The organism is Methylobacterium sp. WL64 (assembly GCF_008039945.1).
Taxonomy (GTDB): Bacteria; Pseudomonadota; Alphaproteobacteria; order Rhizobiales; family Beijerinckiaceae; genus Methylobacterium.
The window spans coordinates 59128-82437 of sequence record NZ_VRVA01000015.1; the positions used below are offsets into that span (position 1 = coordinate 59128).

The 23310-nt window shown below is 70.5% G+C and carries 22 protein-coding genes, 1 tRNA gene and 1 pseudogene; 19 read left to right on the forward strand and 5 right to left on the reverse strand.

The window, feature by feature from the left end; genetic code table 11:
- Window positions 1–54: 54 nt before the first annotated feature.
- Genes FV242_RS10385 through FV242_RS10405 form a run of 5 tightly spaced genes read left to right on the forward strand, consistent with a single transcriptional unit; the run spans window position 55 to window position 6173 of the window.
- Entirely contained in the window at window positions 55–2109 is a 2055-nt protein-coding gene (locus tag FV242_RS10385) for an HAD-IIB family hydrolase (protein ID WP_147938869.1), read from the forward strand.
- Complete coding sequence (locus FV242_RS10390) at window positions 2099–3013, forward strand: glycosyltransferase family 2 protein (protein ID WP_187278390.1); 915 nt, start codon at window positions 2099–2101, stop codon at window positions 3011–3013. Before FV242_RS10385 ends, FV242_RS10390 begins: the two co-directional genes overlap by 11 nt.
- Before the next feature lie 8 nt (window positions 3014–3021).
- Window positions 3022–4158, forward strand: coding sequence for a glycosyltransferase (locus tag FV242_RS10395; protein ID WP_147938870.1), 1137 nt, complete (start codon window positions 3022–3024; stop codon window positions 4156–4158).
- A 48-nt stretch (window positions 4159–4206) separates the two neighbouring features.
- A complete protein-coding gene (locus FV242_RS10400; RefSeq protein ID WP_147938871.1) occupies window positions 4207–5124 on the forward strand; it encodes a glycosyltransferase family 2 protein in 918 nt (305 codons plus the stop codon).
- Entirely contained in the window at window positions 5121–6173 is a 1053-nt protein-coding gene (locus FV242_RS10405) for a glycosyltransferase (protein WP_147938872.1), read from the forward strand. Before FV242_RS10400 ends, FV242_RS10405 begins: the two co-directional genes overlap by 4 nt.
- Here FV242_RS10405 and FV242_RS10410 read toward each other — a convergent pair.
- Entirely contained in the window at window positions 6170–7621 is a 1452-nt protein-coding gene (locus tag FV242_RS10410; RefSeq protein WP_147938873.1) for an FAD-binding oxidoreductase, read from the reverse strand. The two genes, FV242_RS10405 and FV242_RS10410, sit on opposite strands and share 4 nt — an antisense overlap.
- Before the next feature lie 135 nt (window positions 7622–7756).
- Here FV242_RS10410 and FV242_RS10415 point away from each other — a divergent pair, with 135 nt between their 5' ends.
- The 3 genes from FV242_RS10415 (at window position 7757) to FV242_RS10425 (ending at window position 9111) form a co-directional block, all read left to right on the forward strand.
- Window positions 7757–8452 carry a fumarylacetoacetate hydrolase family protein gene (locus tag FV242_RS10415; RefSeq protein WP_147907103.1) on the forward strand — a complete coding sequence of 232 codons (696 nt, stop codon included), beginning with the start codon at window positions 7757–7759 and terminating at the stop codon, window positions 8450–8452.
- An 11-nt stretch (window positions 8453–8463) separates the two neighbouring features.
- Window positions 8464–8928 (forward strand): NUDIX domain-containing protein, encoded by a 465-nt coding sequence (locus FV242_RS10420; protein ID WP_147938887.1) that lies wholly within the window; start codon window positions 8464–8466, stop codon window positions 8926–8928.
- A gap of 108 nt (window positions 8929–9036) precedes the next feature.
- Window positions 9037–9111 (forward strand) — tRNA-Gly (locus FV242_RS10425).
- 155 nt (window positions 9112–9266) lie between these two features.
- Here FV242_RS10425 and FV242_RS10430 read toward each other — a convergent pair.
- Complete coding sequence (locus FV242_RS10430) at window positions 9267–9467, reverse strand: hypothetical protein (protein WP_147907104.1); 201 nt, start codon at window positions 9465–9467, stop codon at window positions 9267–9269.
- Window positions 9468–9718: 251 nt separating this feature from the next.
- Between FV242_RS10430 and FV242_RS10435 the strand changes: the two genes are divergently transcribed.
- The 5 genes and pseudogenes from FV242_RS10435 (at window position 9719) to FV242_RS10455 (ending at window position 12210) form a co-directional block, all read left to right on the forward strand.
- The gene (locus tag FV242_RS10435; protein WP_147855182.1) at window positions 9719–9961 is read left to right on the forward strand and encodes a hypothetical protein; all 243 of its coding nucleotides are present in this window, start codon (window positions 9719–9721) and stop codon (window positions 9959–9961) included.
- Window positions 9962–9989: 28 nt separating this feature from the next.
- A complete protein-coding gene (locus tag FV242_RS10440) occupies window positions 9990–10205 on the forward strand; it encodes a hypothetical protein (RefSeq protein WP_147855183.1) in 216 nt (71 codons plus the stop codon).
- A 114-nt stretch (window positions 10206–10319) separates the two neighbouring features.
- Entirely contained in the window at window positions 10320–11600 is a 1281-nt protein-coding gene (locus FV242_RS10445) for an O-acetylhomoserine aminocarboxypropyltransferase (protein WP_147938874.1), read from the forward strand.
- 186 nt (window positions 11601–11786) lie between these two features.
- Window positions 11787–11831, forward strand: a pseudogene (locus FV242_RS36330) (hypothetical protein); the annotation flags it as partial.
- Between the two features lie 97 nt (window positions 11832–11928).
- Window positions 11929–12210 carry a type II toxin-antitoxin system YafQ family toxin gene (locus FV242_RS10455; RefSeq protein ID WP_147938875.1) on the forward strand — a complete coding sequence of 94 codons (282 nt, stop codon included), beginning with the start codon at window positions 11929–11931 and terminating at the stop codon, window positions 12208–12210.
- Between the two features lie 149 nt (window positions 12211–12359).
- Here the strand turns inward: FV242_RS10455 and FV242_RS10460 are convergent, their stop codons facing one another.
- A complete protein-coding gene (locus tag FV242_RS10460) occupies window positions 12360–14147 on the reverse strand; it encodes an acyl-CoA dehydrogenase C-terminal domain-containing protein (protein ID WP_147938876.1) in 1788 nt (595 codons plus the stop codon).
- Window positions 14148–14439: 292 nt separating this feature from the next.
- On the opposite strand from FV242_RS10460, the gene FV242_RS10465 reads away from it, so the two are divergent.
- Together FV242_RS10465 and FV242_RS10470 are read left to right on the forward strand one after the other, a co-directional pair.
- Complete coding sequence (locus FV242_RS10465; RefSeq protein ID WP_147938877.1) at window positions 14440–17658, forward strand: tetratricopeptide repeat protein; 3219 nt, start codon at window positions 14440–14442, stop codon at window positions 17656–17658.
- A gap of 513 nt (window positions 17659–18171) precedes the next feature.
- The gene (locus tag FV242_RS10470; RefSeq protein ID WP_147907109.1) at window positions 18172–18609 is read left to right on the forward strand and encodes a DUF3429 domain-containing protein; all 438 of its coding nucleotides are present in this window, start codon (window positions 18172–18174) and stop codon (window positions 18607–18609) included.
- Window positions 18610–18922: 313 nt separating this feature from the next.
- Here FV242_RS10470 and FV242_RS10475 read toward each other — a convergent pair whose 3' ends face one another.
- On the reverse strand, window positions 18923–19153 hold the full coding sequence (locus tag FV242_RS10475; RefSeq protein WP_147907110.1) for a hypothetical protein: 231 nt from the start codon (window positions 19151–19153) through the stop codon (window positions 18923–18925).
- Between the two features lie 164 nt (window positions 19154–19317).
- On the opposite strand from FV242_RS10475, the gene FV242_RS10480 reads away from it, so the two are divergent.
- From FV242_RS10480 to FV242_RS10490, 3 genes are all read left to right on the forward strand, one after another.
- Entirely contained in the window at window positions 19318–20046 is a 729-nt protein-coding gene (locus FV242_RS10480) for an autoinducer binding domain-containing protein (protein WP_147938878.1), read from the forward strand.
- Between the two features lie 145 nt (window positions 20047–20191).
- Window positions 20192–20815, forward strand: coding sequence for an acyl-homoserine-lactone synthase (locus tag FV242_RS10485; protein ID WP_147938879.1), 624 nt, complete (start codon window positions 20192–20194; stop codon window positions 20813–20815).
- 14 nt (window positions 20816–20829) lie between these two features.
- A complete protein-coding gene (locus tag FV242_RS10490; RefSeq protein ID WP_238259382.1) occupies window positions 20830–20997 on the forward strand; it encodes a hypothetical protein in 168 nt (55 codons plus the stop codon).
- 106 nt (window positions 20998–21103) lie between these two features.
- On the opposite strand, the gene FV242_RS10495 is transcribed toward FV242_RS10490, so the two are convergent.
- Complete coding sequence (locus FV242_RS10495) at window positions 21104–22318, reverse strand: NADP-dependent isocitrate dehydrogenase (RefSeq protein ID WP_147907113.1); 1215 nt, start codon at window positions 22316–22318, stop codon at window positions 21104–21106.
- A 197-nt stretch (window positions 22319–22515) separates the two neighbouring features.
- Between FV242_RS10495 and FV242_RS10500 the strand changes: the two genes are divergently transcribed.
- A complete protein-coding gene (locus tag FV242_RS10500; RefSeq protein WP_147938880.1) occupies window positions 22516–23301 on the forward strand; it encodes an RNA methyltransferase in 786 nt (261 codons plus the stop codon).
- Window positions 23302–23310 lie beyond the last annotated feature (9 nt).

Here is a 23310-nt window from a genome sequence, read left to right on the forward strand (position 1 = left end):
CTCTTCACATAAGTTAAGTTGGCAGGCGCGGTCGACAGCTTCAGCAAACGCCTGATGTTCGTCCTGCACGTCGCCCTGCAGGGCTGCCTGCGCGGCCGCGATGTCGTCTACGGCCTGACCGCCGATACCGGCGGCCACATCCGCTACCTGCTGGATCTCGTCGCCGCCTCGGCCCAGGATTTCGGCGTCGCCGAGGTCGTGGTGGCGACCCGCTTGTTCCACGGATCGCCCGGCCCGGACTACGCCGTGCCCGAAGAGCGGATCTCCGACAAGGTCAGGCTGGTGCGGCTCCCGAGCGCGGCATCGGGTTACCGGTCCAAGGAGGCGATGCACGCCGAAGTCGCAAGCTTCGCCGAGAACCTCATCGCCTGGATCGCCGGGCAGGCGCGCACGCCCGACCTGATCCACGCCCATTACGCCGACGCCGCCGCGGTGGCGGCGATCGTCGAGGCGCGGCTGGCGATCCCGTTCGTGTTCACCGCCCACTCCCTCGGGCGGGTCAAGGCCGCGATGCTCGGTGGTGACGCCGACGGAGCCCCCGACCTCGCCCGCCGGATCGCCACCGAGGAGGCGGCACTCGCCCGGGCCACCCTGGTCATCGCCTCGTCCCGGGACGAGGCCGAAGTCCAGTATGCCGGCTACGAATCCTACAATCCCGGCCGCGTCCGCGTCGTGCCGCCGGGCAGCGACCTCGTGCGCTTCGCCGCCGCCGAGCCGCATCCGCGGGTCGATGCCCTGATCGACCGCTTCCTAGACGATCCCGCCAAGCCGCCGTTGCTGGCCCTGGCCCGGCCGGTGGCGCGCAAGAACCTGGCGGCCCTGGTCGAGGCCTATGGCGAGAGCCCGGAGCTGCAGGCCCGGGCCAACCTGGTGATCGTGGCCGGCACCCGCGGCGACATCGACGCCCTCGACGGCGACATGGCCGCGACGATGCGCCACCTGCTGGTGCTGATCGACCGCTACGACCTGTACGGCCGCGTGGCCTACCCGAAGACGCACAGGCCCGACGACGTGCCGGCGATCTACGCCTATGCCCGGGAGCGCGGCGGGATCTTCGTCAATCCGGCGCTGAATGAGCCGTTCGGCCTGACGCTGCTGGAGGCGTCGGCCGCCGGCCTGCCCCTGGTCGCCACCGACAGCGGCGGCCCCAACGACATCGTCGAGACCTGTGGCAACGGCCTGCTGGTCGATCCCCGTGACCCCACGGCGATCGCGCAAGCCTGCCTGCGCATCCTGTCCGACCCCGCCCTGCGCGCCCGCTACGTGGCCGGCGGGGCCCGCGCCGCGGCCGCCTACGACTGGGACCGGCACGCCGCGCGCTACCACGCCCTGCTGCGGGCCCTGCTCGCCCCAGAGCCGCCCCTGCGGACGCCTGCGCAGCTGCTGGTCTGCGATATCGACAACACCCTGGTCGGCTGCGAGGCCGCGCTCGGCATCTTCAGGCGCTGGCGCAGCGAGCAGGCGGGCCTGGCCTTCGGGGTCGCCACCGGTCGCTCGTTCCACAGCGCCATGGCGATCCTGGAGCAGCAGGCGAGCCCCCGACCCCAGGTGATGATCACGTCGGTCGGCTCCGAGATCTACCACCTGGACGCCAACGGCGTGACCTACACGGCCGATGCCGCCTGGCGCGAGGCGATCGCGGCGGATTGGAACCGGGAGGCGGTGCGCGCGGCGCTCGCCGGCATCCCGGCGCTTCTACCGCAGGGTCCGCTGGAGCAACGCCCGTACAAGCTGAGCTATTTCGGGGGCGATGCCGCGGCCCGCCAGGTCGAAGCGCATCTCGCCGAGTTCGGTCTCGATGCCCGGGTGATCCACAGCCACGACCGCTACCTCGATGTCCTGCCGGCGGCAGCCTCCAAGGGCACCGCGGTGGACCATGTCCGCGCCCTCTACGGCCTGCCGGAGCGGGCGGTGTTCGTGGCCGGCGATTCGGGCAACGACATCGAGATGCTGCGCGTGCGGGTGCAGGCGATCATCGTGGCGAACTATTCCGACGACCTCGCCAGCAACGCGGCGCTGCAGCACTCCTACGTCGCCCGTGCCTCGCATGCCCGCGGCATCATCGAGGGCGTGGCGCATTTCCGCCGGATGCTGGCCCATGCTTCCTGACATTGAGCCTCCTGAGGCCGTATCGCCGACGCCCGCGCCGAGCGTGCTGACCCTCGTGCGCGGCCGGGCTGGATGCCTGCGCAACCTGATGCGCGGCCTCGCCCGGCAAACCGTGCGCCCGCGCGAGCTGGTGATCGCCTGGATGCAGCCCGAGCCCGCCCCCGGCCTGCCCGATCCCGGCTGCCCGGTGCGTCATCTCCACGTGCCGGGCGAGCCGATGCCGCTTGCCGCCGCGCGCAACCGCGCCGCCGAGGCCGCCGCCGGCGACCTGCTGGTCTTCCTCGACGTGGATTGCATCCCGGCCTCCGGCCTGGTCGGCGCCTACGCGGCGGCCGCCTCCGGCGCCGGGGGGCTGCTCCTCGGCGAGGTTCTGTACCTGCCGCCGGAAGCCGGGCCGGCGCTGGACGCGTCCGATCTCGACGACGCAGCCCTCGACAGCCTCGGCCGCCCCCACCCGGCACGGCCTCCGGTGCCGGAGACGGGGCTGCGCCGGGAGCCCGATCCCGGCCAGCTCTGGGGGCTGTCCTTCGCCCTGCCGGCTCGGGCCTGGCGCTCGGTCGGCGGCATGGACGAGGGCTTTACAGGTTATGGCGGCGAGGAGACCGACTTCGCCGCCCGCCTCGCCGCCACGGGCCTGCCGACCGACTGGGTCGCGGGGGCGCGTGCCTACCATCAGCACCACCCGGTCCACGTGCCGCCCCTGCAGCACTTCGCGCCGATCCTGGCCAACGCCGTCCGGTTCCACGCCAGGCACGGGCGCTGGTGCATGACGTACTGGCTCGACCAGTTCCGCGCCGCCGGGCTGATCGATTGGAGCGAGGCCGCCCCGGCAATCCGCCTGATCCGCAAGCCGACCGCCCCGGAGGTGGTCGCCTCCCTCCGTCCCGGCGCCCTGTTCTCATGAAGCAGACCATGAAGAAGCCGATTGCGTTCTTCGTCCACCACCAGGGACGGGGCCACGCCAACCGCACCATGGCGGTCGCCGCCGAATTTGCCCGCGACCGGCCGGTCTCAGTGCTGACCGCCGGCCCCCATCTGTTCGACGGTTTCTCCCGCGACATCGAGATCGTGGCCCTGCCCGACATGATCGGCGCCGCGGTGCCGACCGCGCGCCTCTACGCCGAGCCGACCCCGCAGGTGATGCATTGCGTGCCCCTGGGGCTCGCCCCGATGCGCCGGACCATGCGGACCATCCTCGATCATCTCGACGCGCGCGAGGCCGGCCTGTTCGTGGTCGACGTCTCGGCCGAGATCGCGTTGCTCGCCCGGATCGCCAGCGTGCCGGCGGTGCAGATCCGGATGCACGGCGACCGCTCCGATATCGGACATGTCGGCGCCTACGAGGCCTGCGTCGGGATGCTGGCGCCGTTCGACGCGCGGCTGGAGCAGGCGGACTACCCGGCGGCGCTGCGCGCCAAGACCTTCTACAGCGGCGGTCTGTGCACCAGCCTCGACCGGATCCCCGACCGGGCCGAGGCGCGGGCGAAGCTCGGCCTCGACCCGCAGCGCGAGATCGTCGTGGCCGTGACCGGCGGCGGCGGCAGCGGCACGCCTTACGCGCCGCTCACCGTGGCGGCGCGGGCCGAGCCCGACGCCCTGTGGCTGACCCTCGGGCCGACCCACCGCGAGGGTCACGAGACCGATTTCGCCAACCTGCGCGAACTCGGCTGGGTGCCCTCGGTCACCGACTATCTGGCGGCCGCCGACATCGTCATCGCGTCCGCGGGCGACAACACGGTCCACGAGGTCGCCCGGGTCGGCGGCCGCCTGATCGTGATGCCGGAATGGCGCTACTTCGCCGAGCAGACCCGCAAGGCCGAAGCCCTGGTCCGGCTCGGGGCCGCCGTCCAGGCTCCGGCCTGGCCGGGCGACCTCCAGGGCTGGCGCGACCTCCTGGCTCGTGCCCGCGTCCTCGACGGCTCCGTGCTGCACGACCTCTACGCCCCGGACGCCGCATTCCGCGCCGCCGACTGGCTCGAAGGGCTCACCGACGCGCTTTGGCTGGGCGCCGAAGAGCCGGGTCCGCTTCGCGTCGTCGCGACCGGCTGATCCCCCGCCGCCACCCCGTCCATCATCCCCCCGGAGCCCGACTGTCGCATGTCCACCGTTTCCGTCGTGACCCTGGCCAAGGGCCGGCCGGCGCATCTGCGCAACGTGCTGCGCGGCCTGGAGCGCCAGACGCAGGCCCCCGCCGAATTCATCGTCGCGGTGATGCAGGACGAGCTCTACGACCTGCCCGAGACGTCGTTTCCGGTGCGCCAGATCCGGGTTTCCGGACATGAGCTGCCGCTCGCGGCCGCGCGCAACCGCGGCGTGGGCACGGCCACCGGCGAGGGCATCGTCTTCCTGGACGTGGACTGCATCCCGGCCCCCGACCTCGTGGCCGATTACGCGCGCGGGCTCGCCGAGCTCGACGGCCTGCTGATGGGCGAGGTCCTGCACCTGCCCGAGCGCGCCACCGCGGGCGCCTGGCGCTACGCCGACTTGGCGGCGAGCGCGGAGCGGCATTCCGACCGTCGCGGACCGCCGGCTTCCGGCATCGAGATGTGCAACGATTACCGCTGCTTCTGGTCGCTCAACTTCGCGATCCGGCGGGCCACCTTCCTGGCGCTCGGCGGCTTCGACGAGCGCTATGCCGGCTATGGCGGCGAGGACACCGATTTCGGCAAGATCCTCGACCAGAGCGGCACCCCGATCGCCTGGATCAAGGGCGCGCTGGCCTATCACCAGTACCACCCGCACCACATGCCCCCGGTCCACCACCTCGACAGCGTCGTGCGCAACGCCGAGCTGTTCGAGGCCAAGTGGGGCTACCGGACCATGGGCCACTGGCTCTACGCGTTCCGGGTCATGGGCCTGATCGACGACACGCCCGACCAGCCGATCCGGATCCTGCGCCGGCCCGACGCCGACGACCTCGCCCTGACCGGGCAGCAGAGCCACCAGCCCTACACAAACTCGGCGTCGGTCATCCGGTATCTGGAATCCCGGGTCGGCGCGGCAGCGACCGCGTGAAGATTGCGCTCCTCGCTCATATCCGCCACCCGGTCGCGCCGCCCTTCACGGGGGGTATGGAGGCCCATAGCTGGCACCTCGCCGAGGGGCTGGCGGCCCGCGGCCACGACGTCGTGCTGTTCGCGTCTGGCGACAGCGATCCGCGCTTCGCGATCGACGCCGTGGTCCCGGAGCACCACGAGCGCGTCTTCCCGGGTCTCGAGCATCGCGGCGATCCGGGGCTGCGGGCTTCTGTCGATGACGGCTACGCCGCCGCCTGCGACCGCATCGCGGCGGGCGGGTTCGACGTGCTGCACAACAACAGCCTGAGCCGGCTGCCCCTGGAGCGCCGGCGGACCGCGCAGGTCCCCACCGTCACCTCCCTGCACGTGCCGCCCTACGACGCCCTGCGCGGGTTCGTTCACGACAGCCCTGGCCCGGGTCACCGGATCACCGTGACGTCGCGGGCGCAGGGGCAGGCCTGGTGGCCGGAGGGCGCACCGCCGGAGGTGTCGGTGCTGCATAACGGCGTCGACCCCGCGGCCTGGCCGTTCCGGGAGCGCGGCGACGGCAGCGCGGCCTGGTCCGGGCGGCTTGCGGCGATCAAGGGCGCCCACCACGCGATCGCGGCGGCCCGGCGCGCCGGCATCGCGCTGACGCTCTACGGCCCGGTCGAAGAGCCGGATTACTGGGAGGACCGGATCGCCCCGCAGCTCGGCGGCCCGATCCGCTACGGCGGCCATCTCGACGGCCGGGCGCTCGCCGCCGAGATCGGCCGCGCCTCGGTCTTCCTGTTCACCCCGTGCTGGGACGAGCCGTTCGGTCTGGTGGCGATCGAGGCGATGGCTTGCGGCCTGCCGGTCGCGGGCTTCGCCATGGGCGCGGCCCGGGAGGTGGTCGGCGAGGCCGGATGCCTCGCGGCGGCCGGGGACGAGGCCGGGCTGGCCGGTGCGATCGGCACGGCGCTGGCCATCCCGCGCCCGATCCCGCAGGCCCGGGTCGCGCGCCTGTTCACCCGCGACCTCTGGCTCGACCGCTGCGAGGCGCTTTACGCGCAGGCGCGCGGCTAGGGCTTTGCCGGCGGTGCCCCGTCGGGGTTCGGGATCACCTTTCCGGGGTTCATCCGATCCTCGGGATCGAGCGCCGCCTTGATCCGGCGCATCAGGTCGAGCCCGACCGGGTCGGCGTAATGCGCCAGCTCGTCGCGCTTGATCAGGCCGACGCCATGCTCGGCCGCGATCGAGCCGCCGAGTTCGTGCACGATGTCATGCACGATGCGGTTGAACCGGCCCCATTCCGCCAGGAACGCGGCGCGATCCAGCCCGGCCGGCTGCGTCAGGTTGAAGTGGATGTTGCCGTCGCCGAAATGGCCGAAGCCGCAGGGCCGCAGGCCCGGCATCGCCGCGATGCAGGCCGCGCTCGCCCGCTCCAGGAACGCGGGCAGCGTCGAGAGCGGCACCGAGACGTCGTGCTTGATCGAGGCGCCTTCCCGGGTCTGCGCCTCCGGCACGCCCTCGCGCAGGGCCCAGAGCGCGGCGTTCTGGGCGCCGCTCGCCCCGATGGCCGCGTCGGCGATCGATCCCGATTCCAGGGCCTCCCCGAGGGCGGCTTCGAGTTCGGCCCGCGTGTCGGCGTCGGGCCGCGCGGACGACACCTCGATCAGCGCGTAGGCGCCGTGATCGCCCGAGAGCGGCCGGACCGTGCCCGGGACGTGCCGCAGCACGATCTCCAGGGCGAAGGGCGGCAGGTACTCGAAGGCGGTGAGGTCGCGGTCCATCCGCGTGCGCAGGAAGACGAACAGGTCGAGGGCGGCGCGGGACGAGTCCAGCCCGACGAAGGCGACGCTGGTCGAGCGGGGACGCGGGAACAGCTTCAGCACCGCCGCGGTGACGATCCCCAGCGTGCCCTCGGACCCGATGAACAGCTGCTTCAGGTCATAGCCGGCATTGTCCTTCCGAAGCGCCCGCAGCCCGTTCCACACCCGCCCGTCGGCCAGAACCACCTCGAGCCCGAGGACGAGGTCCCGGGCGTTGCCGTAGGCCAGCACGGCGATGCCGCCGGCATTGGTGGCGATGCCCCCGCCGATCCGGGCGGAGCCCCGGGACGCGTAAGAGAGCGGGAACAGCAGGCCGGCCCGCTCGGCGGCGTCCTGAACTTCCGAGAGGATCATCCCAGCCTCGACCGTGATCGTGGCGTCGACCGGATCGACCGCGCGCAGGCGCGCCATCCGTTCCAGCGACAGGACCACGCCGCCCTGCGGGACGCCGCCCCCGGTCAGCCCGGTATTGCCGCCCAGCGGCACCACGGCGAGGCCCGCCTGGGTGCAGGCGCGGACCGCGAACGCAACTTCTTCGGTGCTCCCGGGCCGCAGCACGGCCAGCGCCGCGCCTGTGAACAGCTTGCGGCTCTCGATCAGGTAGGGCGCGAGGTCCTCGGGCTCCGTGAGCACGTGGCGCGCGCCGATCCCGTCGCGCAGGGCGCTGAGCAGCGTGTCGTGGGAGAGGGAAGGGGGCGTCATCACTGAAATTTTGTAGGCCAGCCGGCGCCGGTTGCAAGCGCCGGGATGGCGCGGGCCCCGGCAGGCTTTACAACGCTCCTGCACGCCCGGGGCACCCGCGCCCGGTTTCCAGCACGCTCCACCCCAGAGGCCGCGATGCTCTCCGTCATCCAGAATCCCCCCCGGATCGCCCTGCCGATCGCCGGCAGCACCGACCTGTTCCCCGTGCGCCGCGTCTACTGCGTCGGCCGCAACTACGCCGCCCATGCCCGCGAGATGGGCGCCGACCCGGACCGGGAGCCGCCGTTCTTCTTCATGAAGCCGGCCGACGCCCTGCAGATCGTCGGCGCCGAGCCGACGCCGCACACCTATCCGCCCCAGACGCAGAACTACCATTTCGAGGTCGAGCTCGTGGCCGCGCTCTCCGGCGGCGGCAGCGACATCCCGACCGAGACCGCCCTCGACCAGGTCTACGGCTACGCGATCGGCCTCGACATGACCCGGCGCGACCTTCAGGACGAGGCCAAGAAGCTGTCGCGGCCCTGGGACCTCGGCAAGGCGGCCGACGGCTCCGGCCCGATCGGTCCGCTGTTTCCGGCCTCGGCGATCGGCCATCCGGCCAAGGGCGCGATCACGCTCTCGGTGGACGGCGCGATCCGCCAGACGGGCGACCTCGCCGACATGATCTGGTCGGTCGCCGAGCAGGTCGCCTACCTGTCGCGCTACTTCACCCTACAGCCCGGCGACCTGATCTTCACCGGCACGCCGTCGGGCGTCGGCCCGGTCCGGCGCGGCGAACGCATGGTCGCGGCGATCGCCGGCCTTGGCGAGATGACCCTCGACGTCGTGTGACCGCGCGCACCATGCTCCTCGACCGGCCGCTCCTCCGGCGCCTGTTCCACCTCGGGGCCCTCGCGTCCCGGGGCATGACGCTGGGCGTGCGCGGCGTCGCCCTCGATACGCAGGGACGGGTAGCCCTGGTCCGGCACACCTACGTCAGCGGCTGGCACCTGCCGGGCGGCGGCGTCGAGCGTGGCGAGACTGCGGTCGCCGCCATGGAGCGTGAATTTCGCGAGGAGGCTGAGATCGCTGCCGCTGCGCCCCTGCGCCTCCACGGGCTCTACCGGAACGTCGGGGCGGCGCCCCGGGACCACGTCGCTGTGTTCGTCCTATCGGCCTTCACGGTGCTGCGGGACAAGACCCCCGACCGCGAGATCGCCGCCTTCGGGTTCTTCCCGGTGGATGCGCTCCCCGAGGGCACCACCCGGGCGACCGCCGCGCGGCTCCGGGAGATCCGGCAGGGGCTCGCACCCGACCCGGATTGGTGAATCGACAGGAACCGCAAAAGAGACGCTTGCGTCGCCCGGCGGAATGGTGTTTAGAGAGCCGCGCCGGGGGCCGCCGGCACGAAAGTCCAGGCGGCCAGGCACTAGTGAGCGGGTGTAGCTCAGGGGTAGAGCACAACCTTGCCAAGGTTGGGGTCGAGGGTTCGAATCCCTTCGCCCGCTCCAGTTTTTCTTCCCAACCAAATCTTTGCAAAACGCCCGACGGGCGTTTTTTGCATTTGCGGCCGATGTGGCGCCCGCGCGCATATCCTTGGATGCGCGTTGGCCGGCCGTACCGGAACGTTGTCGTGCGCTGGACGATGCCTGACGCGGCTCCGCGCTCAGCCGCGCACGCCGTCGGCGAAGTGCTCGCGGATCCAGCATTCTCCCGAAATCCGGGCGCCGTTCTGCGTGACGAACGCGTAGGGAGAGCGTTCCACGACGGTTCCGCCGCCGGCGCGGATGACCCAGCGGTAGCAGCGCGGATCGCGCGCGCAGGGAATGACTTCGACGCTATGGGCGGGTATCAGATCGATGGACATGGATCGTAAACGTTCCACGCCGGACATCCGCTCCGATCGACCGGCGCACGTGATTACTTAAGTGTGGAATCACACGCTCGCAATTGTCGGATCGGCCCGTCGGCGCCTCGGACGAGCCTGACGGCAACGCAGGTTCGATCGGGGCGGCGCGTCGAGGCACGCCGTCCATCTCGCGACTCGCCGCTCAGGATGTCCGCGCCCGCCGGCAAACCCACTCGTCGCCGATTACCGTTCGCACCAGAGGACACCGCATGCCGATCAAGGCGCTCAACGACCGCAAGAAGCTGTCGGGGGATTTCAACGACGCCAACGACGCGTTCATCGACGAGGTACTGAAAGCCCTCCAGTCCGGCCAGATTCCGATGGATCTCGCCCGTGCCTACCTCGCGCATCCCGTCGCGATGATGCACACGGATGGGGCTCAGGCGGTGGCCAACTACTTCGACCGCATGCTGGCGCAGCGGCCGACCATCGACTGGACGCCCGGCGACTGAACGGCCCGGGCCAGGAAAGGGATTGCGGATGACCCTCGACGAGGTCGAAGACCTGAAGCGCGCGCGCGGCGCCCTGGCGCGGCAGCGGAACGCCATCGCCAAGCGATTGGGCGGGATCGACGTGGCCCCGATCTCCATGGCCGAAGACCTCACCCGGACGCTGCTGGCGATCGAGGCCGTGGACCGCGCCCTGGTCGATGCCGGACAGCCCCATGTCGATATCGGCGCCGCGCACGAGGCATAGGCACGAGGCCTAGGAACGGACGGGGGCGGGGGCATCGACCGCCGGGCCTTCGTCGAACCTTGCGCCCCGCGCCCGCGCGGGCATACAGGCGAGACGGTGCGAGGAGACCTGACGATGACCGACCGCCTGCCCGGCTTCAACACGTTGGCGATCCATGCGGGCGCCGCCCCCGACGCGAGCACGGGCGCGCGGGCCACGCCCATCTACCAGACCACCAGCTTCGTGTTCGACGACGTCGATCACGCGGCCTCACTGTTCGGGCTGCAGGCCTTCGGCAACATCTACACCCGGATCACCAACCCGACGAACGCCGTGCTAGAGGAGCGCATCGCGGCGCTGGAGGGGGGGACTGCGGCGCTCGCCGTGGCCTCGGGTCACGCCGCCGAGTTCCTCACCATGCACGCGCTGATGCAGCCGGGGGACGAGTTCATCGCCTCGAACAAGCTGTATGGCGGCTCGATCAACCAGTTCAATCACTCCTACAAGAACTTCGGCTGGTCGGTGGCGTGGGCCGACAACGACGACCCGGCCTCGTTCGAGGCGGCGATCACGCCGCGCACCAAGGCGATCTTCTGCGAGTCGATTGCCAACCCTGGCGGGGTCATCACCGACATCAAGGCGCTCTCGGACGTCGCGAAGAAGCACAACATCCCGCTGGTCGTCGACAACACCATGGCGACGCCGTACCTGATCCGACCGTTCGAGCACGGGGCCGACATCGTCGTGCATTCGGCCACCAAGTTCCTGGGCGGGCACGGCAATTCGATCGGTGGATTGATCGTCGACGGCGGCTCGTTCCAGTGGGCGGGGGATTCCCGCTACCCGATGATGAGCCAGCCCCGGCCGGAATATTCCGGCATGGTGCTCGCCGAAACCTTCGGCAATTTCGGCTTCGCCATCGCGTGCCGGGTGCTCGGCCTGCGCGATCTCGGCCCGGCCCTCTCGCCGTTCAACGCCTTCCTGATCCTGAACGGCATCGAGACCCTGCCCCTGCGGATGCAGCGCCATTCCGACAACGCCCTGGTGGTGGCCAAGCACCTGGCGCAGCACGAGGCCGTGTCCTGGGTCAGCTACCCGGGCCTGGAGACCGACCGCTACCACGCGCTGGCCAAGCGCTACACGCCCAACGGCGCCGGCGCGGTCTTCACCTTCGGCCTGAAGGGCGGCTACGAGGCCGGGGTGAAGCTGGTCTCGAACCTGCAGCTGTTCTCGCACCTGGCCAATATCGGCGACACGCGCTCGCTGGTGATCCACCCGGCCTCCACCACGCACCGGCAGCTCACCGACGCGCAGAAGTCCGCCGCCGGGGCGGGGCCGGAGGTGGTGCGGCTGTCGATCGGCCTGGAGGATCCGGCGGATCTGATAGAGGATCTGGACGGTGCGCTGGGGGCTTGAGAGCGGCCAGAGACACGTCGAGGTGTCATGGCGCCGGATCGTCCGCGGCATCACGGTGTGATGCGGGCAGGAGGTCGACCCCATGGCTGACACGCTGATCCCGGCCAGTATCGGCTCAGCCACGGAGGAAGAGGCAGCTGCGGTCCCGGCTACGATAGGCCTGACGGTGCCGATGCCTTCCGGCTGATGCTGGTCCGTGTCGCGCGCGACAAGGCTCTGCCCTTCGAGCCGCTCATTCCGAACCTGACGACCCTTGCCGCCATGGAGAAAGCGCGGCGGGGCGGCTTGGTTCGGTTCGACAGCGTGGCCGCATCAATGGCCGACCTCGATGCGGACGATGGAATGCACCGGCCAGTTCAGGCGGGACTACAGGCGCGAGATGAAGGGGCGTTATCGCGCAACGCGAGTTGCAGATCTGTCGCCCGTAATCGATGCTTTGATGGTCGATCAGACGCTGGACGCCCGTTATCGCGATCCCACTCCGGTCGGCAATTGGCGCGATCATCGCGATTGCCACATCAAACCGGATTTCGTGCTGCTCCATCGCTTACCGGATGCGCCGTCGATCCGGCTGGTTCGTCTCGGCTCACAGGCTGAACTCGGCCTTTGACGCCGTCGCGTTGCCACAACGGCACCCGGAAGGACGGTCGCGAAGTGGTCGCTTCGTGGCAGGATCTTGCGAAACCGCGCCGCTCGCGACCGTCCGTGGAGTTTTGCCACGCGTGACAGCCGGCTTTTGAGCCGGCCATCGGCGGGCGCCTAAAAAACCTCGTCCGCCAGCGCCATCGTGGACTCCGAGCCCGCCTTGATCCGCACCAGGCGCAAGGCAGTCTCCGGCAGCATGCGCTCCATGAAGAACCGGCCGGTGGCGAGCTTGGCCGCCCAGCAGGGGGAGGCGTCTTCCGCCTGCTTGGCGAGCGCCGACTTGGCGATCCGCGCCCACATGTAGCCCAAAGCCACGAGGCCGAAGAGGTGCATGAAGTCCGTCGCGCCGGCGCCGGCATTGTCGGGCTTCGAGAAGGCGTTCTGCATCAGCCACATGACGGCGCCCTGCAGGTCGTTCAGCCCGGCCTGGAGCGGCTGGGTGAACGGCGCCATCGCGGGATCCTCAGCATGGTCCTTCAGGAAGGTCTGAACCTCGCCCAGGAACGTCATCATCGCCCGGCCGCCGTCCTTGGGCAGCTTGCGGCCGATCAGGTCCATGGCCTGGATCCCGTTGGCGCCCTCGTAGATCATGGCGATGCGGGCATCGCGCACGAACTGCGACATGCCCCACTCCTCAATATAGCCGTGACCGCCGAACAGCTGCTGCGCCTCAACCGCGTTGGCGAAGCCCCGATCGGTGAGCACACCCTTCACCACGGGGGTGAGCAGGCCGAGATGGTCGTCGGCCGTCTGGCGCTCCTTGGCATCCTCGGACCGGTGCAGGATGTCGGCCTGGAGGGCCGTCCATAGCATGAGGGCGCGCGCGGCTTCGTTGAAGGCGCGGATCTGCATCAGGGTGCGGCGGACATCCGGGTGGACCAGGATCGGGTCGGCGGCCTTGTCGGGGGCCTTGGCGCCGGTCAGCGCCCGGCCCTGGAGCCGGTCCTTCGCGTAGGCGACGGCGTTCTGGTAGGCGACCTCGGACTGGCCCAGCCCCTGGACGCCGACCGCGAGCCGCGCCTCGTTCATCATCACGAACATGGCGTTCAGGCCGCGGTTCTCCTGCCCGACCAGCCAACCCGTGGCGCCGTCGTAGTTCATCACGCAGGTACTGTTCCCGTGGATGCCCATCTTGTGCTCGAGGGAGCCGCAGGACACGCCGTTGCGGGCGCCGAGCGACCCGTCAGGGTTCACCAGCACCTTCGGGACCACGAACAGGGAGATGCCCTTGGTCCCGGCCGGCGCACCCTCGATCCGGGCGATGACCAGGTGGACGATGTTCTCCGCGAGGTCGTGCTCCCCCGCCGAGATGAAGATCTTGGTGCCGGTGAGGCTGTAGGAGCCGTCGCCGTTCGGCACCGCCTTGGTCTTGAGCAGGCCGAGATCCGTGCCGCAATGCGGCTCCGTCAGGTTCATGGTGCCGGTCCAGGCGCCCTCGACCATCTTGGGCAGGTAGAGCGCCTTCTGTGCCTCGGTGCCGTGGACCAGGAGCGCGGCCATCGCGCCCTGCGTCAGCCCCGGATACATCCCCAGCGCCAGGTTCGCCCCCGAGGCGAATTCCTGCATCGCCGTGTTGACGGTGTGCGGCAGGCCCTGGCCGCCGAACGCCTCCGGGACTGCGAGGCCCATCCAGCCGCCCTTCGCGTAGGCATCGTAGGCGGCCTTGAAGCCGGTCGGCGTGCGCACGCTGCCGTCGGGCTCGCGGCGGCAGCCCTCGAGGTCGCCCACCCGGTTGACCGGAGCCAGCACCTCCTCGGCGAGCTTCGCGCCCTCGCGCAGCACCGCCTCGACCACGTCCGGGGAGGCGTCTGCGAATCCGGCCAGGTTGTCCCGGCTATGGAAGCCCAAGACGTCGTTCAGCAGGAACAGCGTGTCGTCGACCGGGGCGCGATAGTGCGGCATGACCTGATTCCCCCTCGCCGGGCTGATCGCCGACATCGGCCCGCCCGTTTGCCAGCATCTAAGCGCGCCCCCGGCTCCGGAGCAACGGTTCTGCGGTCGCGTGCGCGGGAAGTGTCAGGGGCTTGCACGTCAGCGCCGAAGATTACTGGGCCGGCCTCGCCTTAACCGTGTGTTTACCAAGAAAGTTAAAGGTCGCCCCGAACGATCCGGCGCCCGCGTTCCGTGGATACCGTCTCTCGGTCCCGCCCCGCGAACAGGATCAACGCCGAACGCTGCCGACGACAGGCCTCCGATGACCCGCAACGCCATGCCGCAGCTCGACAGTTTCGACCCGGAGGTGCTTGACGCCGCCCGGGACGTCGCGGCGCGGGCGGGTGTCCCGCTCGAGACCTGGATCGCCTCGGTGGTGCCGCAGCAGCAGGGCCTGCAGGGCAACCGCCGGCAGCGCCGCCGCCAGCAGCGGGCCGAGCAGACCGCGCGCCCGGACAGCCGGCTCGAGAGCGACCGGCAGGCGGATATCATGGATCAGCCGGGCGGCTCCCGGTTCGAGCGGACGTCCGAGACCCGCCAGGAGCCAAGCCCAGATTCCTATGGCCAGGGCTTCGCCGCCCTGATGAGCCGGATCGACGGACTGAACCGGACCCTGGACGAGGAGCGGCGCCTGACCCAGGAGGCCGAGACCCGGCGCCTGGCCGAGATCGAGACCCGGATCGAGCGCGCCCTTACAGCGGCGCCGGTCCAGCAGGTGACCGAGCGTCTCGGCGACATCGAGCGGCGGATGTCGCAGCTCGGCGAGCAGATGGCCTCCGGGCGCCCCGCCGGCCGCCGCGGCCGGCCGGATGCGGTCGAGATCCGCAACGCCGTCCAGGATATCCGCCAGCGCCAGCGCGAGCTGTCGGAGGGCGTCGGTGAGCGCGCGCTCGCCGCAGGCCGGTCCGATGGCGGCGTCGTGGCGAGCATGCGGATGGACCTCGCCCGCCGCCTCGAGGCGCGCGTCGAGGATATGGCGGCGCCGTCCGCCGCCGTGTCCGAGCTGCAGCGCGAGACCGTGCGTCTGCGCGAGGCGATCAATCAGCTGGCGACCAGCCGCGATGTCGGGGCGCTTGAGCAGGCCGTGACCTCGCTCGCGCACGGCATCGAGCGGGCGCAGGTCGGCACCGACCTCGCCGCGATCGCGGCGCCGGTCGAGCAGGTCCGGGCCCAGGTCGAGCGGCTGGCCGAGGAGGTCGCCGAGAACGTCCACACCCGCGTGGCCGACGACGTGCGCCGCCTGGCCGAGCGCCTCGACAGCGTCGCCGCGGCCGGACAGGCCGGTTCGGACGGCCACACGCTGGCGGGTCTGTTCGCGGAGCTCGAAGAGATCCGCCGCCTGATCGGCGCCCTGGCTGGCCCGGAGCGGATCCAGAGTCTGGCCAACAGCCTACAGGCCGTGAGCGCACAGATCGCGCAGCTCCAGCGCATCGGCAGCGAGGCCAGCCTGCGCCCGCTGCTGGAGGAGATCCGCAGCGATGTCCGCACCGGCGCCCCGGCCGCCATCGCCGAGCAGATCCAGACGCTGGCCGACAAGGTCGACGGCCTCTACACCCGCGATCAGCGGTACGACCGCGCCGAAGCGTCCGATCCGGCTCAGGCCGGCGACATGGCCTCGATCCACGCGATGCTGCGCAGCCTCGCCGAGAAGGTCGATCAGGTCGGCAGCCGCCCGGAGAACGAGGGCCTCGACGCCCTGGAGAAGCAGGTCGTCTCGCTCGCGGGCCGGCTCGATGCCCCCCGTAGCGGCGATCCGGCCCTGGCAGGCCTCGAGCGCACCATGGACGACCTGCTGCAGCAGGTTGCGGCCCTGCGCGAATCGGCGCCGAGCGAGGCCGTCGTCGAGCGCGCCGCGCGCAACGCCGTGGCCCAGACCCTCAAGGGCTCCGGCCTGCCGAGCGCCGAGCTCGGCGAGATCGGCCTCCTGCGGGCGAGCCTGGCCGACATGCAGGCCCGGCAGATCGCCTCGGACCAGCGGCTCGGCGCCACCCTGGAGGGCGTCCAGTCCGCCCTGGAGCGCCTCGTCAACCGGCTCGGCCCAGCCGATTCGACCGCCGCGCGCCCACCGTCGCTGGACGAGCGGCTCCTGACCTCAACCAGCCCGGAGGCGCGGGTCGCGGCATCCGACGCGTCGCGCTTGGCCGACGACCTGCTGGAACCCGGCAGCGGCCGTCCGGGCCGGGAGCCGCGCGCGGTCCGTGACACCGCCATCCGCCGGCCGGCGCGGGAGCGTTCGGCCGATCCGGCGCGCGGCCGCCCGGTTCCGGAGGCCGGCGGCGAAGCCGACATCAAGACCAGCTTCATCGCGGCCGCCCGTCGCGCCGCCCAGGCTGCCCAGGCTGAACTCGCCGCCGAGGCGCCGGCCGACCGCCGGGACCTGCGCGCCCGCATGGCCGAGAGCGAGCCGGAAGCCGCGGGTGAGAGCCGACTCAGCCGGTTGCGGGCGGAGATCAACCGCCGGCGGCGGCCCCTCCTGCTCGGCCTCGCCGCCATCGTGCTGGCTCTGGGCGCGCTCCAGGCAATCAGCATGCGTGCCCCCGACGAGGCACCGCGCACGGTCCAGACCTCGCAGGTCGCCCCGAGCCGGGCCGAGCCCGCCCGGGACGTCCGCCCGGAGACCGCCGCAGAGGCTCCGGCGCAGAAGCCGCCGGTGGCCGACCCGGTGACCACGCAGGCCCTGCCGACGCCGCTTCCCGCAGAGGCGCGGGCGGCCGCCGTCCGGGCTGCTGTGCCGCAGGTCTCGGGCATGAACACCCTGCAGGCGGATCTGGGCACGGTTCCGCCGGCCCTCGCCAAGGTGAAGCAGGCGGCGCTGGACGGCGACGGGACGGCGATCTGGGATCTGGCAGCGCGCGAAGCGGACGGCCGCGGCATGCCCCGCGACCTCTCGGTGGCCGCGAAGCTGTTCGAGAAGCTGGCAGGGGCCGGTTATGCCCCGGCCGAGTACAAGCTTGCCGGTCACTATGAGAAGGGATCCGGCGTGGTCCGGGACCTCGACAAGGCGAAGCTCTGGTACGGCCGGGCCGCCGAGCAGGGCCATGCCCGCTCGATGCACAATCTGGCGGTGCTCTACGCTGAAAACCCCGCCGCCAACGGCAAGCCCGATTTCGCCTCGGCGGCCTCGTGGTTCCGACAGGGCGCCGAGTTCGGCGTGCGCGACAGCCAGTACAACCTGGCGGTGCTCTACGCCCGCGGCCTCGGCCTGACGCAGGATCTGGTGCAGTCCTACGCATGGTTCTCGGCCGCCGCCGCACAGGGCGACGACGACGCGGCTAAGAAGCGCGACGACGTGGCGAACAAGCTCAGCCCCACCGACCTGGCCAGCGCCAAGAGCCTCGCGGCGACATTCAAGCCGCGCAAGCTCGATCCCGCCGTCAACGAGCCGCCCGCCGCGAAGGACGGCATCACCGCGCCGATGTCGCTCCTGGGTGCCCCGACCCCGAGCCCGAACGGCTTCACCGCTCCGGCCCGCAAGTCGTAGCGGCCGCGCGAACCTCCTCCCGGCCGAGGGCCATCGGCTTTCGGCTTCGATGGTGATGCGGGAGGCGATGCGCTTCCGTGCCCGTGTGTCTACGGACCACATGGGTTGGACGATTCAGTTCCTGAGGATCGATACCCCATACCTGATAACCCGCCCCGTCATTCCGGGCTCGCCTGCGGCGCCCCGGAATAACTGCGTGTGGCCGCATCGATCCACCCCCGCTCGATGAACGAGACTGCCCTTTCCGCGCGTGCTTTCGCGGGGTTGAGGCGCGTCCGGCGCGTCGCGCCGTGCGTGCACCCACAGTCTCGCCCGAGCCGTGTGTCCCGCGGCGCGGCGTGGGGCGTTTCAGGGTCCGGACGCGTGGTCCGAGAACCGGCGGACGCCTGCTGTGTTTTGCCGCCCTGATCCCAGCTTGACCGGTCTCACGCGATGCGTGAACGCTCGGGTCGGGCGATACCCGCCCGCGTAAATACGGCGTGGCGGCCGCCCGTGCGGCGGCTCGGAGGATGGATGGCGCACCGGAACCCTGTCCCGATGAGCGCGCTCGTGCTCGGCGTGGCCGGCCTCATCCCGTTCCTGGGCTTCGCGGCGCTCGCAGTCTCGGGCTCGGACGGCGGCTTGAGCAGCATCGGTCTGTCGCCTCGGACGATCCTGTCGGCGTATGGCGCGGTGATCGCGTCGTTCCTGGGCGGCATCCGCTGGGGCGCGGCCGCAGCCCGCAACTCCGGCAACGGGGATTATGTCGTCGCGATCGTGCCGTCGCTGGTGGCCTGGGCCGCGATGGCGGCGCCGGCCCCCTGGGACTTGCGCGTGCTCGGCGTCCTCGTCCTGGCCTGGGGCCTGATCGATCAGGATCTGCCCCGACGCGGCCTCGTGCCGCTCTGGCTCGGCCGCCTGCGGCTGGTCCTGTCCGGCGTGGCCGGAGCCGCCTTGTTGGTGGCATCCTGAGCGTCGGAACGGCCGTCCTACCGGATCTTCTTCTCAGCCGCTGCGGCGATGTCTTGGCGGCGCAGCAGCGCGGGCGACACCGGCGGTGACCGCCGACGCCCGGTGGTGGGGATCGGAGCATCGGATAGGCGCCGGGTCGAAAACGACGGCATCGGCCGCATTGGATCGCATGCATCTCTGGGGCGATGACCGGCCCTCGGAAACCAGGGCCGCCCGGAGCCGCCCGAAAGCGCATCGCCTCGGATCGACGTCGAGCCTCTGATTCCAAACGATCGCTGCGGCCCGTCAGATCTGCCCTCCGTCGAAGAGCGCCCTAGCTGTCGCTGGCCATCTCGCGGAGCAGCCGCATCACGGCGTCGCGGCGGGCGGGTGACTTGATGGCCCGGAACAGCGACGTGACCTCGTCGCACTGCGCCGCACTGACCCCCGACGGATCGGCCGGCATGCAATCGACGCGGAAGAAGTAGGACGCCGGCACGTCGAGCGTGGCGGCGATGCGCTCCAGAAGTGAGCGCGTCGTCGGAGAAGTCTCATCGTCGATCATGGACACGAAACTCGCACTCGATCCGCTTCGCACATCGGTGCCGGAGGCGACCCCGGCCGCGGGACAGATTTCGGTCACAACCTATCGCCGAAGCGTTCAAGATGCCATCCTCAGGTTGTGGTGGTCTGCGATTTGTCGCGCTACGTGTAAAATCCGGGGCGAGCATGCCGCAAGCGAAGCATTTGGACAGGACGTTCAACCTCTTACGCGATCTCGACCGCGCGGCGACGCCGGACGAGATCGCCCATCTGCTCGTGGGCGCCTTCCGCGGATATGGGGTTTCCTACGTGATGGCCGGCATCGTGCCGGAACCCGGGCTGCCGCCGCGGCGCCACGGCGGCTTCGTCCTCGCGAGCACGATGCCGGAGGAATGGGCCCGTCGTTACGTCTCCCGGGGCTACGCCCTGCACGACCCGACGGTTCGCCGGCTCTGCACCAGCGCCGTCCCGTTCGAATGGAATGCCGTACAGGCCGAGACGCCAGTCGGCGGCCGCGTCATGGACGAGGCCACGGAGTTCGGTATCCGGGCCGGCCTGACGATCCCCTTCGTGACCCTCGACGGCGAACCGGGCGGGATCAGCTTTTCCGGCGCGGCGATCGAGATCGAGGCGGCAGACCGCATCGCGGTCAATCTGGTGGCGACCTACGCGGTCGGGCAACTGCTCCTGATGAACAGCCGTCCCAGCGCAAGCGAGCCGGTGCGCCTGTCGCCGCGGGAGCGCGAGACCCTGCAATGGGCCGCCGAAGGCAAGACCGACGCGGAGATCGGGATGGTGATGGGCATCACCGCCTCGGGCGTCGATTATCATCTGCGCTCGGCGCGCACGAAGCTCGACACGGTCAACAAGGCGCACACCGTGGCGCAGGCGTTGCGGGCCGGCCTCATCACCTGAGCGCGTCACCCGCTGGGTCCGCGATCCGGCGTCAAATCCACGGTTGCATCGGCGCTGGGCGATACACGTAACCCTACGGTTTTACGTAGTACACACCCGAGCCCGAACGCGGAACACTCACGGCATCGAGACGTGAGGTTGTTTCATGATCCATGTGGTCACCCCCGCCAACGCCTGTCGCTACGGCGACGCGATGGAGCAGGCTTGGCGCCTGCGGCACCAAATCTTCGTCGAGGAGAAGGGCTGGACCGACCTGGCCCGTCCGGACGGACGCGAGATCGACCAGTTCGATACGCCGCACGCGGTGCACTTCCTGGCCATGGAGGGCGATACCATCATCGGCTACAGCCGCCTCCTGCCGACCACGCGCCCGCACCTCCTCTCCGACGTCTACCCGGAACTCTGCAAGGGCGCGCGTCCCGCCGGCCCGCACCTCTGGGAATGGACCCGGCAGGGCGTCGCCCGCTCGCACCGCGCCCGGGGCCGTGTGGTCAACCCGGTCTCGATCGCCCTGCTCACCGGCATCGTGGAATGGGGCATGGCGCACGGGCTCACCGGCCTGCTGCTGCAGATGCCGACCCTGTACATGATCCACGTCATCCAGCTGCATTTCCGCGCCCAGCCGCTGGGCCTTCCGGTCCAGATCGGCGGCGAGGACATCATGGCGGCGACCGCCGCTTTCGACGCCCGCACCCTGGCGCGCCTTCGCACGGTCCACGGCGACAGCCGCTCCGTCCTCGTGTCCGAGCCAGCCTACCTGGCCGCCTGATGAGAACCAACGCCATGAACGATAGCCACCTGGACACCCTCGCGGCGCAGTGCCTCTCGGTGCGCGACCTGATCGATTCGGTCGGCGATCCGCTGATGCGAGCCGCGATCGACCTGCTGCTGATCGAGGTCGGCCGGGCGCTGGCCCAGAGCTGCGGGGGGGATGGACAGGCTGAGGCCTGACCCGGACGAACCGCGTACCGCCCTCCGGCGGCCGACGGCGACCTTAAACAAGAACGGCGGACGCCTCGGGGCGCCCGCCGTTCGGATTCCGACAGGAATGGACCTGTCAGACGCCCATCGCGGTCTTCAGGTTCTGATCGACCTTGTCGAGGAAGCCCGTGGTGGAGAGCCACTTCTGATCGGGTCCGACCAGGAGCGCGAGGTCCTTGGTCATATGCCCGGCCTCGACGGTGTCGACGCAGACCTTCTCGAGGGTCGCCGAGAACTTGGCGAGGTCGTCGTTGCCGTCGAGCTTGGCGCGGTGCGACAGGCCACGGGTCCAGGCGAAGATCGAGGCGATCGAGTTGGTCGAGGTCTCGCGGCCCTTTTGGTGCTCGCGGAAGTGCCGCGTGACCGTGCCGTGGGCGGCCTCTGCCTCGACGGTCTGGCCGTCCGGGGTCATCAGCACCGAGGTCATCAGGCCGAGCGAGCCGAAGCCTTGCGCGGCGGTGTCCGACTGCACGTCGCCGTCGTAGTTCTTGCACGCCCAGACGTAGCCGCCGGACCACTTCAGGCACGAGGCGACCATGTCGTCGATCAGGCGGTGCTCGTAGGTGATCCCGAGCGGCTTGAACTTGGCCTCGAACTCCTCCTCGTAGACCTTCTGGAACAGGTCCTTGAACCGGCCGTCATAGGCCTTGAGGATGGTGTTCTTGGTCGACAGGTAGACCGGGTACTTGCGGGCGAGGCCGTAGTTCAGCGAGGCGCGGGCGAAGTCGATGATCGACTGGTCCAGGTTGTACATCGACATCGCGACGCCGGCGTCCGGGAACTTGAACACCTCCTTCTCGATGACGGTGCCGTCGTCGCCCTCGAACTTGATGGTCAGGCGCCCCTTGCCGGGCACCTTGAAGTCGGTGGCGCGGTACTGGTCGCCGTAGGCGTGGCGGCCGATCACGAAGGGCTGGGTCCAGCCGGGCACGAGGCGCGGGACGTTCTTGCAGATGATGGGCTCGCGGAAGATCACGCCGCCCAGGATGTTGCGGATCGTGCCGTTGGGCGACCGCCACATCTCCTTGAGGCCGAATTCCTGCACCCGCTGCTCGTCGGGGGTGATGGTGGCGCACTTCACGCCGACGCCGTGGCGCTTGATCGCCTCGGCGGCATCGACCGTGACCTTGTCGCCGGTGGCGTCGCGGTGCTCCACGCCGAGGTCGTAATATTCGAGGTCGACGTCGAGATAGGGATGGATGAGCTTGTTCTTGATCTCGGCCCAGATGATCCGGGTCATCTCGTCGCCGTCGAGTTCAACGACGGGGTTCGCTACCTTGATCTTCGCCATGGACCGATGCCTTCTCGCGTTGTCCCCGCGCACGGCATGCAAGGGCCGTGCGGTCGCCTGCCCAACCGTCGATTGGGTACGTTTCGCCCCGGCGACATAGCGCGGCCCTTCCGGCAGCGGAAGGCGCGGGCTGTCATCCGGGCGGCATCGTCACCCGGCCCTCGACGGGCGGTCGCCGGCTGTGCCAGAGGGCCGGCATGACGACCCAAGACCCGCAGGACCAGGCACCGGCCAAGCTCACCGAGGTGCCGCCCGGAATCGCCCCGGTGGTGATCCTGGTGGAGCCGCAGCTCGCCGAGAATATCGGGATGACCGCCCGGGCCATGGCCAATTTCGGCCTGTCGGAGCTGCGCCTAGTCAACCCGAAGAACGGCTGGCCCAAGAAGGGCGTGCGCGAGGCGGCCTCGGGGGCGACCCACGTGCTCGACCGGGCGACGATCCATGCCAGCGTCGCCGAGGCGATCGGCGATCTGCATTACGTGCTCGCCACCACGGCGCGGGAGCGCGGTCAGATGAAGCGGGTCTTCGCGCCTGAGGACGCGATGGGCGAGGTGGTCGCCCGGCAGGGGCAGCGCGTCGCGGTGATGTTCGGCCGCGAGCGGGTCGGGTTGATGAACGACGAGGTGTCGTTGGCCGACGCCATCATCACCTTCCCGGTCTCGCCGGACTTCCCGTCGCTGAACCTGGCTCAGGCGGTGCTGCTGGTCGGCTACGCCTGGCGGCAGGCCAGCGGCCGGGCTGTGCTGCCGTTCTCGGGCGAGCTGCTGTCGTCGCCGGCGAGCCGCGAGGCCCTGATATCCCTGTTCGGGAGCCTGGAGGCGGCCCTCGACGGAGCCCGGTTCTACCCGCCCGAGAAGCGCGACATCATCGCCCGCAACATGCGCGACATGCTCCACCGCATGGGCTTGACCGAGCAGGACGTGCGCACCTTCCGGGGCGCGTTGCGGGCGCTGACACGAAAAGGACCTCAGAAAGGGGCCTGACCTGGGCAG

Coding starts and splice junctions, on each gene's coding strand:
- FV242_RS10385 (WP_147938869.1), top strand. CDS start 55: ATGTTCGTCCTGCACGTCGCCCTGCAGGGCTGCCTGCGCGGCCGCGAT.
- FV242_RS10390 (WP_187278390.1), top strand. CDS start 2,099: ATGCTTCCTGACATTGAGCCTCCTGAGGCCGTATCGCCGACGCCCGCG.
- FV242_RS10395 (WP_147938870.1), top strand. CDS start 3,022: ATGAAGAAGCCGATTGCGTTCTTCGTCCACCACCAGGGACGGGGCCAC.
- FV242_RS10400 (WP_147938871.1), top strand. CDS start 4,207: ATGTCCACCGTTTCCGTCGTGACCCTGGCCAAGGGCCGGCCGGCGCAT.
- FV242_RS10410 (WP_147938873.1), bottom strand. CDS start 7,621: ATGACGCCCCCTTCCCTCTCCCACGACACGCTGCTCAGCGCCCTGCGC.
- FV242_RS10415 (WP_147907103.1), top strand. CDS start 7,757: ATGCTCTCCGTCATCCAGAATCCCCCCCGGATCGCCCTGCCGATCGCC.
- FV242_RS10420 (WP_147938887.1), top strand. CDS start 8,464: ATGCTCCTCGACCGGCCGCTCCTCCGGCGCCTGTTCCACCTCGGGGCC.
- FV242_RS10430 (WP_147907104.1), bottom strand. CDS start 9,467: ATGTCCATCGATCTGATACCCGCCCATAGCGTCGAAGTCATTCCCTGC.
- FV242_RS10435 (WP_147855182.1), top strand. CDS start 9,719: ATGCCGATCAAGGCGCTCAACGACCGCAAGAAGCTGTCGGGGGATTTC.
- FV242_RS10440 (WP_147855183.1), top strand. CDS start 9,990: ATGACCCTCGACGAGGTCGAAGACCTGAAGCGCGCGCGCGGCGCCCTG.
- FV242_RS10445 (WP_147938874.1), top strand. CDS start 10,320: ATGACCGACCGCCTGCCCGGCTTCAACACGTTGGCGATCCATGCGGGC.
- FV242_RS10455 (WP_147938875.1), top strand. CDS start 11,929: ATGCGGACGATGGAATGCACCGGCCAGTTCAGGCGGGACTACAGGCGC.
- FV242_RS10460 (WP_147938876.1), bottom strand. CDS start 14,147: ATGCCGCACTATCGCGCCCCGGTCGACGACACGCTGTTCCTGCTGAAC.
- FV242_RS10465 (WP_147938877.1), top strand. CDS start 14,440: ATGACCCGCAACGCCATGCCGCAGCTCGACAGTTTCGACCCGGAGGTG.
- FV242_RS10470 (WP_147907109.1), top strand. CDS start 18,172: ATGGCGCACCGGAACCCTGTCCCGATGAGCGCGCTCGTGCTCGGCGTG.
- FV242_RS10475 (WP_147907110.1), bottom strand. CDS start 19,153: ATGATCGACGATGAGACTTCTCCGACGACGCGCTCACTTCTGGAGCGC.
- FV242_RS10480 (WP_147938878.1), top strand. CDS start 19,318: ATGCCGCAAGCGAAGCATTTGGACAGGACGTTCAACCTCTTACGCGAT.
- FV242_RS10485 (WP_147938879.1), top strand. CDS start 20,192: ATGATCCATGTGGTCACCCCCGCCAACGCCTGTCGCTACGGCGACGCG.
- FV242_RS10490 (WP_238259382.1), top strand. CDS start 20,830: ATGAACGATAGCCACCTGGACACCCTCGCGGCGCAGTGCCTCTCGGTG.
- FV242_RS10495 (WP_147907113.1), bottom strand. CDS start 22,318: ATGGCGAAGATCAAGGTAGCGAACCCCGTCGTTGAACTCGACGGCGAC.
- FV242_RS10500 (WP_147938880.1), top strand. CDS start 22,516: ATGACGACCCAAGACCCGCAGGACCAGGCACCGGCCAAGCTCACCGAG.